At 57.1% G+C, this 16,311-nt stretch carries 12 protein-coding genes and 3 pseudogenes; 12 read left to right on the top strand and 3 right to left on the bottom strand.

Annotated elements, in window-relative coordinates; all coding sequences use genetic code 11:
• Positions 1-51 precede the first annotated feature (51 nt).
• Positions 52-444 (bottom strand): ester cyclase, encoded by a 393-nt coding sequence (locus AD664_RS01230; protein WP_053143929.1) that lies wholly within the window; start codon positions 442-444, stop codon positions 52-54.
• 536 nt (positions 445-980) lie between these two features.
• On the opposite strand from AD664_RS01230, the gene AD664_RS01225 reads away from it, so the two are divergent.
• The 12 genes and pseudogenes from AD664_RS01225 (at position 981) to AD664_RS01175 (ending at position 12,439) form a co-directional block, all read left to right on the top strand.
• Complete coding sequence (locus AD664_RS01225) at positions 981-2,231, top strand: HD-GYP domain-containing protein (RefSeq protein ID WP_053143864.1); 1,251 nt, start codon at positions 981-983, stop codon at positions 2,229-2,231.
• Positions 2,232-3,061: 830 nt separating this feature from the next.
• A pseudogene (locus tag AD664_RS28090) lies at positions 3,062-3,664 on the top strand (methyl-accepting chemotaxis protein); the annotation flags it as partial.
• A gap of 11 nt (positions 3,665-3,675) precedes the next feature.
• Positions 3,676-4,044, top strand: coding sequence for a response regulator (locus tag AD664_RS01215; RefSeq protein ID WP_013692986.1), 369 nt, complete (start codon positions 3,676-3,678; stop codon positions 4,042-4,044).
• Between the two features lie 32 nt (positions 4,045-4,076).
• Positions 4,077-4,394, top strand: coding sequence for a lipid asymmetry maintenance protein MlaB (locus AD664_RS01210; RefSeq protein WP_053143863.1), 318 nt, complete (start codon positions 4,077-4,079; stop codon positions 4,392-4,394).
• A 16-nt stretch (positions 4,395-4,410) separates the two neighbouring features.
• Positions 4,411-6,540, top strand: a complete 2,130-nt coding sequence (locus AD664_RS01205; RefSeq protein ID WP_053143861.1) for a chemotaxis protein CheA — start codon at positions 4,411-4,413, stop codon at positions 6,538-6,540.
• Between the two features lie 21 nt (positions 6,541-6,561).
• A pseudogene (locus AD664_RS28085) lies at positions 6,562-8,055 on the top strand (methyl-accepting chemotaxis protein); the annotation flags it as partial.
• Positions 8,032-8,835, top strand: a pseudogene (locus tag AD664_RS28080) (methyl-accepting chemotaxis protein); the annotation flags it as partial. The pseudogenes AD664_RS28085 and AD664_RS28080, both read left to right, overlap by 24 nt.
• A 120-nt stretch (positions 8,836-8,955) precedes the next feature.
• On the top strand, positions 8,956-9,468 hold the full coding sequence (locus AD664_RS01195; RefSeq protein ID WP_053143857.1) for a chemotaxis protein CheW: 513 nt from the start codon (positions 8,956-8,958) through the stop codon (positions 9,466-9,468).
• A gap of 62 nt (positions 9,469-9,530) precedes the next feature.
• Positions 9,531-10,052 carry a chemotaxis protein CheW gene (locus tag AD664_RS01190; RefSeq protein ID WP_053143856.1) on the top strand — a complete coding sequence of 174 codons (522 nt, stop codon included), beginning with the start codon at positions 9,531-9,533 and terminating at the stop codon, positions 10,050-10,052.
• Positions 10,049-10,852 carry a protein-glutamate O-methyltransferase CheR gene (locus AD664_RS01185; RefSeq protein ID WP_053143854.1) on the top strand — a complete coding sequence of 268 codons (804 nt, stop codon included), beginning with the start codon at positions 10,049-10,051 and terminating at the stop codon, positions 10,850-10,852. The genes AD664_RS01190 and AD664_RS01185 overlap by 4 nt, the downstream gene beginning before the upstream one ends.
• 1 nt (position 10,853) lies before the next feature.
• Positions 10,854-11,363, top strand: a complete 510-nt coding sequence (locus AD664_RS01180) for a chemotaxis protein CheD (protein ID WP_053143852.1) — start codon at positions 10,854-10,856, stop codon at positions 11,361-11,363.
• On the top strand, positions 11,363-12,439 hold the full coding sequence (locus tag AD664_RS01175) for a chemotaxis response regulator protein-glutamate methylesterase (protein ID WP_053143850.1): 1,077 nt from the start codon (positions 11,363-11,365) through the stop codon (positions 12,437-12,439). Before AD664_RS01180 ends, AD664_RS01175 begins: the two co-directional genes overlap by 1 nt.
• Before the next feature lie 15 nt (positions 12,440-12,454).
• On the opposite strand, the gene AD664_RS01170 is transcribed toward AD664_RS01175, so the two are convergent.
• Both AD664_RS01170 and AD664_RS01165 read right to left on the bottom strand, forming a co-directional pair.
• A complete protein-coding gene (locus tag AD664_RS01170; RefSeq protein WP_053143848.1) occupies positions 12,455-13,084 on the bottom strand; it encodes a response regulator transcription factor in 630 nt (209 codons plus the stop codon).
• Entirely contained in the window at positions 13,081-16,116 is a 3,036-nt protein-coding gene (locus AD664_RS01165; RefSeq protein ID WP_053143846.1) for a PAS domain S-box protein, read from the bottom strand. The genes AD664_RS01170 and AD664_RS01165 overlap by 4 nt, the downstream gene beginning before the upstream one ends.
• Positions 16,117-16,311 lie beyond the last annotated feature (195 nt).

Here is a 16,311-nt window from a genome sequence, read left to right as displayed (position 1 = left end):
ACACTTCTGCTGACCCTTTTGTCCTTGAGTCTTACCGGCTAACTACAGATGCTACGCTGACCTGAGCTGAGCTTCGATCGCTACCTTATCGATAACCGACCAGACCTCGCGGATCTTGCCGTCCTCGAACGCGTAGAAGACATTTTCGGCGAAGCAGATGCGCGCCCCATTCACCGCAAGGCCCAGGAACTCTCCAACCGGCGTGCAGTTGAAGACCAGACGAGCCGCCAACTTAGGTGGGTCGATTACCAGGAATGCAATTTCAAAGCGCAAGTCGGGGATCGCTCGATAATCTGCTTCCTGCATGCTTCGATAGCCGTGCAACCCTAATGGTCTCGCGTTGTGAACCACATCCGGGTGCACAAAATGCTCCAGGCTCTTCCAGTCCTGTGCATTCAGGCAGGCGATGTAGTCGTTATAAAGATCGGCAAGGTTCGGGCTCATGAGGCTGATTCTCCTCTTCATGTCTGTTCTTGCCTTTGCGATCCTAGGTCCTGTTGTCACGTCTCATCAAGGCAGTGAGCAGAACAGAACGTCACCGGCGCAGGCATTGACGGTGGTCATCATGTCGCTGAAGAGGCGCTGGTCGAGTTGGCTTGCAGACATGGCGCCAATGGCTGCCTTGTCGATGCCAGCAACAGTACCCGTAACCGTGCCGATACCGGTTCATAAAGGCAATTGAGGTGATCCGCCGTTTCCTTGGAGAGTTGCAAGCGGTGTAGTGCGGTTGGAGGTTCAGCGAGTCTGCAACTCGACGAGAATTCGGGGTTTCTGACTGAAGACTTTGCGAGTAAGGAAATCCTTACTCGCCCATCTGTAATCCCTATCCCTAAATAAGATTACCCCGATTATCTGAGTGGTGGCGCTTGGCTATTATTTGATGGCCAGGGTGGCATCCCGCTGTGCATCGAGCCAGAGCATGTTTGATTAACGCAGTCGGACAATTCAGGGAGGACGGTTTCGGAAAAAGGATCTGCATCGTGCTGAAACATATTGGCGTGACCGATCTTTGCGTAGGAATGTATGTGCAAGAGCTGTTCGGTTCCCAGGTGGATCGTCCGTTCTGGAACAAAAGCTTCCTGGTGGAGAATGAAGAGGTACTGGAGAAAGTCCGGGCCTCGGGCGTTACCGGTGCCTGGATTGAACTTGCCGAGGGATCGGATGTGAAAGCTCCAGCGCCTGAGGACGCTGTTGTCCTGGCGGAGAAAGCAGGACAGCAACCTACTTGTCCATCGAAACGACCTTGCGCCCAAGCCCCTGTTGCACGCCCGAGGGTGGCAATGAGCGAAGAGTTGTTGAAGGCAGTAGAACTTTGCTCCCGCTCTAAGGCTGCGGTCATGGATATGTTCGGTGATTTACGAATGGGAAGGATCATTCAACAGGATCAAGTCACGCAAATGGTAGGTGAAATCTCCGACTCGTTACTACGCCATCCTGATGCACTGCTCAGTCTTGTGCGTCTCAAGACTGCCGATGAATATACCTACATGCATTCCGTAGCTGTTTGCGGGTTGATGATTGGCTTGGCACGTCAGTTGGACCTACCACCGCCACTGGTAGAAGAAGCCGGGTTGGCGGGCTTGCTCCATGATGTGGGCAAGATGGCAATACCCACGGCCATCCTGGCTAAGCCGTTGCCCTTGAATGACAACGAGCATACAACGATGCGTACACATCCTGAGGCAGGAACCAGGATGCTGGCAGACAGCAGTCATTTCACCCCGCGGGTGCTGGACGTCTGTCTGCATCACCATGAAAAGATGGACGGAAGTGGCTATCCCCATAAGTTATGTGGAACCCAGATAAGTCTCTTCGCACGCATGGCAGCGATCTGTGATGTCTATGACGCAGTAACATCTGACCGCCCTTATCGGGACCGCTGGTGTCCCGCTGAATCGATCCGGAAAATGGCCAGGTGGACAGGTCATTTCGATGAGAGGGTCTTTCACGCATTCGTCAAATGCATTGGCATCTATCCAGTGGGAGCATTGGTGCGTCTTCAAAGTGGCAGGTTGGCGGTGGTCATTGAGCAGCATGCCCAATGTTTGCTGACGCCGATAGTGAAGGCTTTTTTCTCGGCTACCTCTCGTACGCCGTTACCCGCCGAATGTATTGATCTGGCCTGTGGGCAGGACCGCATTGTGAGCGTCGAGTCAGAGAAAACCTGGGGTTTGAAGAACCTCGAGGCGCTCTGGATGGGCGAAGCCGGCAATGGTTCCCGGCCCGGGTAAAGACGTTCGAGTCCAGGTTTTTAACCAGCGCATGGCGCTGGTTTTTTTTGCCTTCGTTCTGGATTGCCTATCAACGTCGAGTAGGAATTTCCCTACGACAGAACGGTAATCCCTAGTTGTAAATAAGAATGGCCCGATGGCTTGCTTGATATCACCTGGCCATTATCTCTTCAAGCCAACAAAAACGACGCCCGGCGATGGGGTCCTACGTCGGATCCGGTTGGATCCGCACTGAAGTGGAGAGATTAAAGGTGAAAGGACAGGTCATTTCCTCCCCCCTGATCTTGATTATGCTACCGGCAGGCTTGACGGGTTTGTTTGGTTGCGTCGTGATTCTGATCTGTGCGCAGATCAATCTGCAGAGCGTAGCCGGTTGCATATCCGTCTTGCTTGGCTCGATGCTGATGGGGGCATGGACCCAGCGTCTTTCCAAGACTCAGCAATGTACCCGGCAAGGTAACGATCAGCAGCCTCACCTTCAGTTGAAGGTGTCGCCTGACGAAGGTTTGGGCGAGGTATGTGCTCAAGTCCTGCCGGTTTGGAGCCATCAGATCAATGCTGCTCGCGTTCTCAGCGAGGAGTCGATCCTCAAATTGAGCCACCGCTTCGCAACGCTGTCGGGGGATATCAGTGCCTCCGCTTCCCACGGTTCGGGCCAGAATTCAGGTACGCGGTTGGTGGAAATACTCGAGGTCGGCCAACAGGACCTGGACTCGATCATGGTGGCCCTTCGCGCCGCGCTTTTGCGCAAGGAGTCAGAGCTCAAGGAAGTATTGCTCCTTTCCGAATTCACTTCTCAGTTGCAGGAAATGGCCAAATTCGTCGGTGACATTGCCCAGCAAACCAATCTTCTGGCACTCAATGCCGCCATTGAAGCCGCTCGGGCAGGCGATGCCGGCCGCGGCTTTGCGGTTGTGGCAGATGAAGTACGCAAGTTGTCCAGCCTGTCCGGGGAGACGGGACAGAAAATCAGCGAAACGGTGAACACTGTCAATGCTGCCATCTCCCGCACCGTCGAGCTTTCACGGCATCAGGCGCAGCAGGATTCGCAAACCCTGGCTCAGTCAGAGCAACTGGTGTCCCAGGTGATCGAGCACTTCCGGCACAACGCCCAGGCCATCGTCGATACCAGCAGCAGTCTTCAGCAGCAAAGCGAAAACGTTGCCACTGAGATATCGGGGGTACTGGTCGCCTTGCAGTTCCAGGATCGGGTGGGCCAGATGCTTTCCCTGGTCAACAACGATCTTTGCAAGCTGCATGCGCATATTGCCGAACGCCAGCAACTGGCCCTCGCCGGCGGTATACCTGCCCCGATTATCGCTGATACCTGGCTTGAGCAATTGGCAAGCACCTACACGATGCCTGAACAGCACGCGATCCATCACGGTAAGCCTGTGGTGAGCAGTCCTTCATCCGAAATCACTTTTTTCTAGGGAGTTTCCCCATGAGCAAAACCATCCTGATTGTCGATGACTCTGCTTCCATTCGCCAAGTGGTGAGCATCACCTTGAAGGGCGCCGGCTACGAGGTCATCGAAGGTGTCGACGGCCGCGACGCCCTCACCAAACTCGACGGACGCAAGATCCACCTGATTGTCAGTGACGTGAACATGCCGAACATGGATGGCCTGAGCTTTATCAAGGCAGCCAAGCAACTGCCGGCCTACAAGTTCACGCCCGTGATCATGCTGACCACCGAAACCGGTGAGGCCATGAAGCAACAGGGCCAGGCTGTCGGTGCCAAGGCCTGGATGGTCAAGCCCTTCCAGCCGGCTCAGATGCTGGGTGCCGTCTCCAAACTGATCATGCCGTAGCGCGGCCCAGGGTCCCTGGAAAGGAGGTTGTCATGACAAACAACACGGCTTGTCTGCGTCGGATTCTGGTCCTCGAAGGGCCGCTGACCATTTACACCGCCGCTGAACGCAAAGACCTGTTGCTGGAGCTGTTTCCCTTGGCTCAGGAAGTCGAAATGGATCTGCGGGGCGTGGACGAAATGGATACCGCCGGGCTCCAGCTGTTGGTGTTGATCAAGCAGGAATCACTGCGCCACGGCTCCAGTCTGTTTCTGAGTAATCCCAGCACCGCGGTGCTCGATGCACTGGACATAAGTGGGCTGCACAACTTTTTCGACGAGTCGGCCACGCCTCGTCAGCAGAGAGGTTGAAACCATGAGCTCGCCCATGAATCTGGACGACGTGCTACAGACGTTCATCGCCGAAAGCCAGGAGCTCTTGCTCCTGATGGAAGACGCGCTGTTGCAGATCGAACAGGCGCCGGACGATGTGGACACCATCAACGCGCTTTTTCGCGTCGCCCACACCATCAAAGGTTCCGCCGGCCTGTTTGGCTTCACGCCGATCGTAGCCTTTACCCACGTGGCGGAAAGCGTACTGGATCGAGTCCGTGGACATGAACTGCGGGTGGACGAGTCGCTGAGTGCCTTGTTCCTGGAAGTGCGGGACCACCTCTGCACTCTGATTGAATTGCTTGCCAGCCACGGTGACTTGCAAGGCATGACCGCAGAGCATGAGCGCCAGGGAGCGGCTTTGGTCGAGCGTCTCAACCGTTACCTGGAAAACCGTCACGAACCGGAGGCGTTCCTGGTACCGATCGAGCCGCCTCAATCGGCTTGTGCCGCGCGTTGGCATCTGTCCCTTCGCCTGTGTCCGGATGTCCTGCGTAACGGCATGGATCCGATTTCGTTGCTGCGCTACCTCAACAGTTTCGGCCAAGTCAGTGCAGTCGTCTGCATGACCGATGGCATGCCGGATATCGCGGCGATGGATCCGGAAGCGTGTTACCTGGGGTTTGAACTGGGGTTTGTCAGCGATGCCGGCCAGGCCACCATTGAAGGGGCCTTCGACTTCGTTCGCGAGGGCAGCCAGATCTGCGTGTTGCCGTGCAACGGCGACTTGGCGGGTTTCCGGGCGTTGATAGGCCGTCTCGAAGCTGAGCCCGATGACATGGTAGAGGCCTTTGTCGCTTGTGGTTCCGTGACCCGTGAGGCATGGCTGGCCGGTTTGTCTTCTGACGAGTCGACAACCGTTGCGATTGCCTCCGTGGCGCCAGACCAAGCGGCTCGCGATGACGTGACCAGGAACCGTGGGGCGAAAGAGCCGCGTCCGGCCGAAGGCAATCTGATTCGTGTCGACGCCGGCAAACTGGATCAGCTGATCAATCTGGTGGGCGAGCTGATCATCGCCGGTGCTGGCGCCAATCTGGGGGCCATCCAAAGCGGTATCGGCGAGCTGATTGAAGCGACAAGTTCGCTCTCGCGTCTTGTCGAAGAAGTTCGCGACTGTGCCCTGACCCTGCGAATGGTGCAGATTGGTGCCACATTCAACCGCTTCCAGCGGGTGGTGCGCGATGTGTCCAAGGAGTTGGGCAAGGACATCGTCTTACAAGTACTTGGTGCCGAGACCGAGTTGGACAAGACGGTGGTCGAGCGCATCGGCGATCCTCTGACCCACCTGGTCCGCAACGCCATGGATCACGGCATAGAAGCCTCCCAACTGCGTCGTGAACGTGGCAAGCCCGAGCAGGGCACGGTTCGCCTCAATGCTTATCACGAGGCCAACAGCATCGTCATTGAAGTCAGTGACGACGGTGGTGGCCTGAATAAGCAACGCATCCTGGCCAAGGCGATGGAGCGCGGCCTGGTTGCCGAAGGGCAGCAGTTGGCCGACGGCGACATTCTCAACCTGATTTTCGAACCCGGCTTTTCCACGGCCGATCAGGTCAGCAACTTGTCCGGGCGCGGCGTTGGAATGGATGTCGTCAAACGGAACATCGTTGCCCTGCGCGGCTCGGTCAACCTGGAAAGCGAGGAGGGCATGGGCACCACGGTGCGTATCCGCCTGCCGCTGACCCTGGCCATCATCGATGGTTTTCTGATCGGGGTCGGCAATGCCTCCTATGTCGTGCCTCTGGACCTGGTCGAGGAGTGCATCGAACTGTCGACCGACGACTACAGCAATCAAGAATTCCTCGACCTGCGGGGCTCGGTGCTTCCAGTCCTGCGCCTGCGTGAGATGTTCGCCATCGATGAGCCTAACCATGGCCGTGAAAACATCGTGGTAGTGCATTACGCGGGGATGCGGGTGGGCCTGGTCGTCGATCAATTGCTGGGTGAGTTCCAGACGGTGATCAAGCCGCTGGGCAAGATTTTCGGTACAGCTCATGGACTGGGCGGCTTCACCATCCTGGGCAACGGGGCAGTCGCGCTGATCCTGGATATTCCCAAACTACTCGGGCAAGTCGTCAGCCGACAGAAGCACGGTACGACCCTCAGCCCTGAATTGACTCAATAGTTTTCCCTGGAGTACAGCATCATGACCGTCAAAAAAAATATCTCTCTGCTGGTCGCCTCTGCTCTGTTGGGCATCCTGGTCCTGGCCAGTCTCAGTCTTTATCTGATGGGTGGGGTCAGGAGCACCGCCAGCTATGCGCAAGTCAATACCGTGCCCAGCCTGCAGTTGCTGGATCATGTGGCCCTGGCCCTTGCAGATAGCCACAGCCGCCAATGGCAGAGCCTGTCCGGACCTGCCAACAGTCCTCAACAAAGTGACAAGGAGTCGGTACTCCAGGCACTCGATCGCTACCAGAAAGAGTTCGTCTCCGACGATCGTGATGCGGCGCTGCTCAGCGCCTTGCGCAGCACAGTCAACGAATACAACCGAGGTGTGGAGCGTTTCGACACCGCCCTGCGCAATGCAGCCCCTGAAGCCCGTACTGTGCTGCTCGACCTGGACGTGACACGTGAGAAGGTTACTTCGGCCTTGAGTGATATCCGCCAGTACAACCTGGACCTGGGACGAAAAAACGCAGCGATCGCGGCATCGACCGAACAGACGGCGATCTACAGCATTGCCTTGGTCGGCGGCGCCACCTTGCTGGTGATCGGCTTGATCGGTTTTTTCCTGGTGCGCCGGTTGCTGAACACCTTGGGCGGCGAGCCCGACGATGTACGCCTGCTGGCCGAGCGGTTCGTGTCTGGGCAGTTGGACGTGCAAGGCAGTGGCAATGGCCTTCAACGTACCGGGTTGATGGGTTCCATGGACCGCCTGAGCGGGATCTTGAATCAGTTGATCAACGAAATGAATCACATGTCCGCAGAGCACGACAAAGGCGACATCGACGTGCAAATCAATGCGGCGGGCTTCGCTGGCAGTTATGGGCTGATGGCACAAGGCATCAACGACATGGTCGCCGGGCATATCAGCGTCAAGAAACAAGCCATGGCCTGCATCAAGTCGATCAGCGAGGGCGATTTGCAGGCGCCTCTGCAAGCGTTCCCCGGCAAGAAGGCGTTCATTAACGTCACCATCGAGCATCTGCGCAGCACCATCATGGCGTTGATCGAAGAGATGAGTCACATGTCCGATGAGCATGAGAAAGGTGACATTGATGTGCATATCGACGTACAGCGATTCCAAGGCTCGTACCGTCAAATCGCCCAAGGCATCAACGACATGGTCGATGGTCACATCAGCGTGAAAAAACAGGCCATGGCTTGCATACGTTCTTTCGGTGAAGGCGACCTGTCGGCGCCCCTGGCCCAGTTCCCCGGCAAAAAAGCCTTTATCAACGACAACATCGAGCAACTGCGCCGCAACATCCAGGCGCTGATCGAAGACACCCAGATGCTCAGCGAGAATGCTGTGGTCGGCCGGCTCGATACCCGTGCGGACAGTACTCGCCATCAAGGGGATTTTCGCCGCATCGTAGCGGGGATCAACAGCACGCTGGACTCGATCGTCGCGCCGCTCAGCGAGGCGATGGAGGTCATGGTGGCTCTGTCCGTTGGGGACCTGACCCGCAACGTCAAAGGTCACTACCAGGGCAGCCTGCAAGACCTCAAGAACGCGGTCAACGAAACGGTGAGCAAACTCTCGCAGATCATTGGCGAAGTTCGCAGCTCCGCCGATTCGCTGTCCAGTGCCTCGGAAGAGATTTCCGCCACGGCCCAGAGCATCAGTCAGTCGGCCTCGGTACAGGCGGCGTCGGTTGAAGAGACGTCGGCCTCAATGGAGCAAATGTCGGCATCGATTTCTCAGAACACCGAGAACGCCAAGGTGACCGACGGCATGGCCGGCAAGGCGAGCAAGGAGGCGAATGAGGGCGGGCAGGCTGTCAAGGACACCGTCTCGGCCATGAAAACCATCGCGGAGAAGATTGGGATTGTCGACTCGATTGCCTATCAGACGAATCTGTTGGCGCTCAACGCGGCCATCGAAGCGGCCCGTGCCGGTGAACATGGCAAGGGCTTTGCGGTCGTCGCCGCTGAGGTGCGCAAACTCGCCGAACGTAGCCAGGTCGCGGCGCAGGAAATCGGCCAGGTGGCCAAAAGCAGTGTCGCCCTGGCTGAACGCGCTGGCAACCTGTTGGATGAAATCGTGCCGTCGATCACCAAGACTTCCGATTTGGTCCAGGAGATCGCCGCTGCATCTGAGGAGCAGACCATCGGCTCCGAGCAGATCAATACCGCCATGTCTCAGATGAGCCAGATCACTCAACAGAACGCCTCCGCTTCCGAAGAACTGGCCGCAACTGCCGAAGAGATGAGCAGCCAGGCCGAACAGCTACAGGAGCTGATGGGCTTTTTCACCCTGCAAGGTCGGGCGGCGATAGCCTCGGTACCTCGAGCCGCTCCTACCGGTCTTGGGGTCATGCAAAGCAGCGAGCATGCCCAGGAAGGCGGGTTCATCCGCTTTGGGAGTTGAAACATGGAACCTGCAGTGTTGAGTCATTCCGAGCATGCTCCGCAGAGCTCGGTTAGCAGTGAATGCCTGCAGTTCCTGACATTCATTTGCGCCAGGGAGATTTATGCGATCGACACCTTGTGCGTACGCGAGATCATCGAGTACGGCCAGGTGACCAGTCTGCCGCTGATGCCTGACTTTATCCGCGGGGTGATCAACCTGCGCGGCTCGGTAGTCCCGGTGATCGATCTGCAGGCGCGTTTCAGCAAAGGCACCACGCGGCAAAGCAGCAGGACTTGCATTGTCATTCTGGAGCTGATGCAGGACGGCGAACCGCACGTGCTAGGCATCGTGGTCGATTCGGTGAGCGAGGTGATCGAGATCGAGATGGCTGAGGTCAAGGCGGCGCCGGCGATCGGAAACCGCATCCGCGAAGACTTCATTCGGGGGATGGTCAAGGTGCGAGACACGTTCCTGACGGTGCTTCAGATCGACCAGGTGTTGAGTGTCAGCGAGATTGCCGGTCGGTTGCACTGAAGGGTGCCTACGTTGTCTTGATAGGGTAGCTACCGGCTCTGGTGGTGCCCGAGGAGTGAACCATGTCAGTATCCGCCTCGCGCCTGCCGACCCCCGGGTCGGCGGCGCCCCAGTACCTGACCTTCAGCGTGGGTCAGGAGATGTTTGCGGTAGGCACTCTGTGCGTACGGGAAATCGTCGAGTACGGGCCCATTACTCCGTTGCCGATGGCACCGTCAAAAGTGCGTGGCATTACCAACCTGCGCGGCGCGGCGATTCCGGTGCTGGATTTGGGAGTATGTTTCGGTGGCGTTCGGACCCTGGAAAACCCACGCACCTGTATTGTCATGCTGGAGGTCCACAACGGCGCGGGCCTGGTGGGTATCATTGTGGATGCCGTTAGCGAGGTGTTGGAGATCCCCTCCGAGCAAATCGAGCCGCCGCCGACCTTGCAAAGGCGTGTGAGCCCCGAATTCGTTGTAGGGGTCGGCAAGCTCGGCGAACACTTCGTGCTGCTTCTGGATATCGAGCACATGCTCAGCAGCGAGGACTGGTCCGCGCTGCTGCCGGCGTCGCGTTTCAACGCGGACGGGCTCGAATCATGAACGTTGTGCTCTCCGACAACGAGTTTCAGCAGTTTCGGGCAATGATTCATGATATCGCCGGGATTAGCTTGTCGGTTGCCAAGAAGCAACTGGTCAGCGGCCGTCTGGCCAAACGCTTGCAGTTCTTAAACCTGACCACCTACGGCAGCTACTATCGTTTGCTGATGAAGGATCGGGCTGAGTTGCAGACGGCCGTGGACCTGTTGACCACCAACGAAACCTACTTTTTCCGCGAGCCAAAGCATTTCGAATTCCTGCGTCATGGGGTGCTTCCTGAACTTCGTGGCAATGGCGCGGTGCGCATCTGGAGTGGTGCCTGCTCCACAGGAGAGGAACCCTATACCCTAGCCATGGTGCTGGCCGACAGTTTGGGCACCCGGCCATGGGAAATCCTCGCGTCCGATATCAGTAGCCGGGTGTTGGAAAAGGCCCAGGGCGGGCGCTATCCACTGGACGGTACCCGAGGCATTCCCGAGGCGCTGTTGAACAAGTACTGCTTAAAGGGAGTGGGCAGCAACAACGGCATTTTCATGGTTGATCGTGCGCTCGCATCACGCATTACGTTCACTTCGATCAATCTGAACAATGCGCTGCCATCGGTGGGGCAGTTCGATGTAATTTTCCTGCGTAACGTGATGATCTATTTCGACAACCAGACCAAGTCCGAGGTGGTAAAGCGCTTGATCAAGCACCTCAAACCAGGGGGTTATTTCATCGTCAGCCACTCGGAAAGTCTTAATGGCATCAGCGACGAACTGCAATTGGTCAAACCGTCCATCTACCGTAAACCAGTTGCTTGAAATGACTCGGATAATCGAATACTTCCTGCAGCCTGGTGACGTGGTGTTCGGAGGGAGTCAGATGCGCTTGTGTACGGTACTGGGCTCCTGCGTTGCCCTGGTGTTTTGGCATCCGCAGCGCTTGTTGGGCGGCATGTGTCATTTCATGTTGCCACGTCGGGGAGGCCACGGCGCGGGACACCTGAACGGTCGTTATGCGACGGAGGCGTTGATGCTGTTGTTCGAGTGCATTCATCAAGCGGGCGCCCGGCCCGAGCAGTTCGAGGTGAGCCTTTTTGGCGGGGCTGACATGTTTCCCGGGGTGGAGCGCGGTGGCGCTATCGGGATTGGCCAACAGAACGTCAATGCCGCCAGGCGCCTGATCCAGCACCATGGGTTGCAATGCCGGGCCTACCACGTAGGTGGCCGGGGGTATCGCCACCTGGTGTTCGATGTGAGCACTGGACGCCTTCAGCTCAATCATGCCGACTCGGTACGCAAAGTATTCGAATCCCCCAAGAGTAATGTCTGATGACGGATATCAAGGTCTTGATCGTGGATGATTCCGCCGTGGTGCGCCAGGTGCTGAGTGCGGTTCTGAACCAGGCCAGCGGGATCCAGGTGATGGACGTCGCCGTCGATCCGGTGTACGCCATGGAGAAGATGAGCAGGCAATGGCCTGATGTCATTGTGTTGGACGTCGAGATGCCACGAATGGACGGCATCACCTTCCTGAAAAAGCTAATGGCGAATAAGCCTACGCCGGTGGTGATTTGTTCGACGCTGACAGAGAAGGGCGCCAAGACCACCTTGCAGGCGTTGGCGGCCGGTGCAGTCAGTATCGTCACCAAGCCACAATCCAACCTGCGACACTTCCTGACTGAACACGCGGATGAATTGATCCATGCCGTCAGGGCTGCGGCGAATGCCAACATGAGGCGTGTACGAATCCCCCAAGCATCCGTCAACGTACCGCCTCGCCTCAGCGCCGATGCAGTCCTGGCTTCTGCGTCCGTGGCGATGACGCGCACGACCGAGAGCATCGTCGCCATTGGCACCTCCACCGGGGGCACTCAGGCCTTGGAACAAGTGCTCCAAGGATTGCCTCGGGTCTGTCCGGGCATTGTCGTAGTGCAACACATGCCAGAGAAATTCACCGCCGCATTCGCCGAGCGCCTCAACCACGTGTGCGAGATCGAGGTCCGAGAGGCTGCTTCGGGCGATTGCATCGTCCCCGGGCGTGCGTTGATCGCACCGGGAGGGTCCCACATGCTGGTCAAGCGCAGTGGTGCCCGGTACCTGGTTGAAATCGTGCAAGGACCGCCGGTGAATCGGCACCGACCTTCAGTAGATGTGATGTTTCGTTCAGTCGCACGTAGCGCAGGCAGCAATGCCTTGGGCATTATCATGACGGGCATGGGGGATGATGGTGCCCGCGGTCTCAAGGAAATGCGTGACGCCGGCGCCAGGACCCTGGGTCAGGATGAAGATTCCTGTGTGGTGTATGGAATGCCGCGCGAGGCCTTCAAGTTGGGCGCGGTCGAGCGCGAGTTGCCATTGGAGCAAATTGCTTCGGCCATCCTTGGCGCTCGCGGACACCGTCCTTGAGATCGCGTCGACGTTTCAGACGAGCCCTTCATTCAACGCGTAGCGCACCAGGTCTGTGCTGGTGCTGAAACACATCTTCTCCATCAGCCGGGTCTTGTGAGTGCTGACGGTTTTATTGCTGATCACCAGTTGTTCGGCGATTTGGTTGACGCTCAGCCCTTGAGCCAGCATCCGCAGGATCTGGAATTCACGTGAGGTCAGGCTCTGCGAAGCGTTCTCAGACGTTACACCACTGCTCTGAAGTGCGATCTGCTCGGCCAGTTGCGGATCGAGGTAGCGCGCGCCGGTGCTCACCTTGCGGATCGCTGCCAGCAGCGCTTCCGGGTCGCGGTCCTTGGTCATGTAGCCTGAGGCGCCGGCGCGTAGCGCACGCTGGGCAATGTGCGGTTCATTGTGCATGCTCAGGATGAGCATCGGCAGCTTGGGGTAATGGGCGTGGATACGGCCAATCAAATCCTCGCCACTTGAACCGGGCATGGTCATGTCAAGCAGTAGCACATCGACTTCGGTATGGCGCAGCGACTCCAGGACCTGGGCACCATTTTGCGCTTCTGCCACCACGGAGAAATCCTTTACCAGCGCGAACAATTGCTTGAGACCCTCGCGCATGATCGTGTGATCGTCGGCCACCATTAAACGGATCATGAATCGTGACTCCTTGACGCGGGTATATGCAGTTGAATGGTCGTACCGCTACCGATGCTGCTGGATATGGTGGTGGTTCCGCCCAAGGTCAGGCCACGTTCGCGCATTCCCAGTAAGCCAAGGGTCTTGGAGGCACGGTTGGATTGATCAAATCCTTTGCCATTGTCGGTTATTTTAAGTGACCAACCATTGTCGTCTTGCTCGAACGTGACAGTGACCCGTGTCGCTTCGGCATGCCGGGCGATATTGGTAAGCGACTCTTGGGCGATTCGAAATGCAACGGTTGCACTGGCATCGTCCAAGTTTATTTTCTGGGGATGAACTTGCAGGCTGCAATCAATGCCCCATTGCTGTTTGAACATGTCAGTCAGCCATTCCAGCGACGCGACGATACCCATGTTGAGGATGGAGGGTCGCAGGCTGGTGGAGATGTTCCTGACCACCTGCACTGTCTGGTCGATCAGTTGCAATAGGCGAGCGACTTGCTCGGTGAGCTGGGGCAATTGCTCGGCGTACTGGAAGCGTAATAGCGAAGTGCCCATGCGTATGGCCGTTAGATGTTGCCCAAGTTCATCGTGAATTTCCTGAGCGATCAGCTTACGTTCCTCTTCCCGCGCACTTTCGCGACTGGACATCAACTGACGCAGTTGCTTGTTGAGCGACGCCAGGCGCAGTTCTACCAGGCGTAGCTCCGATATATCGCGAACGACAGCCAGCACCGTGGCAATTTTCCCCTGGATATTCTGTTCTGGAACGAGACTGATGTGATAGACGCGTTGCAATTGGTGTTGTTGGGTGAGCACATACTCGTGCTCCAGAGATTGACCCTGTTCTGCGGCTTGGATAACTGCCTCGCGAAATAATTGGCTCTGTACGCTGTTCGGCAGAATCTCCAGTAGGTCCTTGTGCAGCAGGTCGCTTTGTGGGCGATCGAGCCACGCTTCCAGTGCCGGGTTCACGAACAACAATTCGCCCTTTGGACTCAGTCGTGCGATTCCATCTGGGGAGTTCTCGACCAATGTGCCGATTTCCTGCTGCCTGACCAGCTCGTTGCGCTGGGCCTCCCGGATATCGGTAATGTTGCGAGCAATGCAAACCAGGCGATGCAGACGCCCATTTGAGTCAGCTACGGGAACCAGGTTGAAGTGCACGACGAGTGAGCGTTGTGCACAAGGCAGTTGTGCGTCCAGCTCGATGGGAGCGTCCACGGCGATACAGTGCAGGCAGATAGCCTCGATGATGTTCGCTGTTTCCTTTTCAAGGCACTGGCTCAACGGCTGGCCGATCATGTCCGAATGACGCTTGGCGAGCATCTCGCAGAGCTTTGGATTGGCCTCCAGGCAAGTCAATTGGTGGTCGGCATCTACGGCAAGCAGGCAAAGCATATCTTGGGAGTGGTCGAAGACTTCGCGGTAACGACGCTCGCTCTGAGCCAGATGCCTGTGGGCTGAACAACGCTCCCACGCGATTGCACCGATATGGCTGGCCATTTGGGCATACTTGCGGTGCTGGTCGCTCAGTTGGGTTTCACCGCAGACGAATAACAGGATGGCCCCCATAGTAATTCCGTTCTTATTGATCACCGGCTCTACCCAGCAACCTCGATAGCCCGCCTGCAAGGCGGGTTGGCGGAACGCGAGGTCAGAGGCGTCGCTTAGTAGATCTTGTATGAAGTGATGGTGCTCGAACAGCTCGGGATGTCGATTAAGATCTTCGGCCAGGCAGGTTTCAAGCCAGGGACCATCTAGCTGTGCCGCCCCGAGAAGCTCATCGCCTGGGACTGCCTTGAACGCCATGGCATTGGGAAACTCGGGTGCCAGGATCTCCAGATAGGTACTCAGCAGTGGTAGCAACTCACTAAGGGTGTCGTGAGTGACCATTTTCTGGAAAATGGCAGAGCGCGCATTCTCGGCGCGCTCTTGTCGGCGCAATGCGCTGGTATCCTGCGCAGTCACGAGCACCCCGCAAAGCTCGCCCGTTTCGTCGTGCTCCGGCGTCAGGTTGCATAGGAAGTCTACGGAGCGACCGGAATACAGATCTTTGTTTTCCAACAGGAACGTGTTTGCTACGCCCGTCGATAACGTGAGTTCTACCTGCGTGCGGAAATACTCGTTGAGCTGATCGGGCGTAGAGGCACGTTCCGTAATGTGGGTGTTGGGAAAGCCTCGGGCGCGTTCAAGCTCGGGATTGGCATAGATTTGCTGGCCGAGCCGATTGTAGCGAACGATGATGTTCTGCGAGTTCTTGGCCAGTGAAAGGTACTTGTTTTCGTTGTTGAGCAGTGCCTGGCGCAGGGCAAGATGTTCACTGATGTCTTCAAGCTGCGACACAAAGTAAAGCGCCTCCTCATTCTGGTTACGGGCAATGCCTAGCGTCAATCGTGCCCACAATATGCTTCCGTCCTTACGAATATAGCGTTTTTCCAGCGTCAGGCTTGTGCGCTGTCCCTGGATGAGCCTTTGCAGTTCGTCCTGGCTGACGTCAACATCGTCCGGGTGGGTCAATTGCTGAAAAGATGTGGCACGAAGCTCTTCCTCGCTGTAACCCAGCATCTGGCTCAGCATTCGATTGGCCGCGATCCATTCACCACTCATTCGCAGCAAGGCCAGGCCCGTACCGGCGGAGTCGAACGCCAGGCGATAGTCCTGATCTGCGAGATGGGCAGGTGCTGCGCGTCGAATCTTTACCAGGTACGTAGAGTGTTGGGCTTTGTAGTGGAGCTTCACATCCAGCGTATCGCCACTGGCCGACAGACTTTGAAAATGCCAGGTTCCGTTGAGGCGAGCATGATTGAGGTACCGTGCAAAGGCGCGCGGCTTGAGCGAAAACAAGGAAGAACAGGGTGGAGGAACGAGGGAATCGGGACTGTCACTCACGCCAAGCAGTGAGCCGGCGCAATCATCGATGATGAGCAGCAGTCCTTTAGCGTCCAGCAACAGGACACCCACATCATCGACTTCCTGCGAAGGAGATATCGCTACCGCAATGGCTGAATCCATTCGCCCATCCCCTGGTAACACGGTCTTGAGCATAGCTTATGTCCAGAACACGGTATCGGGTCTTCGACTTTGGTCCTAAGGCTGGCAACGGTTTCCTGATCAATCCTAAGCACCCGTTGGGCGGTTTTTTCCGCCTGGCACAACACAGCAATCCCTTTGGACAGAAACCAGATGAGAGACCACAATGATGCTATTGTGATATCAAATGCGCGACAGGCGCAATGAGCG

The sequence above is a fragment of the Pseudomonas sp. P97.38 genome (assembly GCF_001269745.1).
GTDB classification, from domain to species: Bacteria; Pseudomonadota; Gammaproteobacteria; order Pseudomonadales; family Pseudomonadaceae; genus Aquipseudomonas; species Aquipseudomonas chlororaphis_E.
The sequence above is the reverse complement of the archived record's forward strand: the minus strand, read 5'-3'. Positions and strand labels throughout refer to the sequence as shown.

Excerpts from the sequence above, each read along its gene's own strand:
- AD664_RS01230 (WP_053143929.1), bottom strand. The coding sequence starts at position 444 with ATGAGCCCGAACCTTGCCGATCTTTATAACGACTACATCGCCTGCCTG.
- AD664_RS01215 (WP_013692986.1), top strand. The coding sequence starts at position 3,676 with ATGAGCAAAACCATCCTGATTGTCGATGACTCTGCTTCCATTCGCCAA.
- AD664_RS01210 (WP_053143863.1), top strand. The coding sequence starts at position 4,077 with ATGACAAACAACACGGCTTGTCTGCGTCGGATTCTGGTCCTCGAAGGG.
- AD664_RS01205 (WP_053143861.1), top strand. The coding sequence starts at position 4,411 with ATGAATCTGGACGACGTGCTACAGACGTTCATCGCCGAAAGCCAGGAG.
- AD664_RS01195 (WP_053143857.1), top strand. The coding sequence starts at position 8,956 with ATGGAACCTGCAGTGTTGAGTCATTCCGAGCATGCTCCGCAGAGCTCG.
- AD664_RS01190 (WP_053143856.1), top strand. The coding sequence starts at position 9,531 with ATGTCAGTATCCGCCTCGCGCCTGCCGACCCCCGGGTCGGCGGCGCCC.
- AD664_RS01185 (WP_053143854.1), top strand. The coding sequence starts at position 10,049 with ATGAACGTTGTGCTCTCCGACAACGAGTTTCAGCAGTTTCGGGCAATG.
- AD664_RS01180 (WP_053143852.1), top strand. The coding sequence starts at position 10,854 with ATGACTCGGATAATCGAATACTTCCTGCAGCCTGGTGACGTGGTGTTC.
- AD664_RS01175 (WP_053143850.1), top strand. The coding sequence starts at position 11,363 with ATGACGGATATCAAGGTCTTGATCGTGGATGATTCCGCCGTGGTGCGC.
- AD664_RS01170 (WP_053143848.1), bottom strand. The coding sequence starts at position 13,084 with ATGATCCGTTTAATGGTGGCCGACGATCACACGATCATGCGCGAGGGT.
- AD664_RS01165 (WP_053143846.1), bottom strand. The coding sequence starts at position 16,116 with ATGCTCAAGACCGTGTTACCAGGGGATGGGCGAATGGATTCAGCCATT.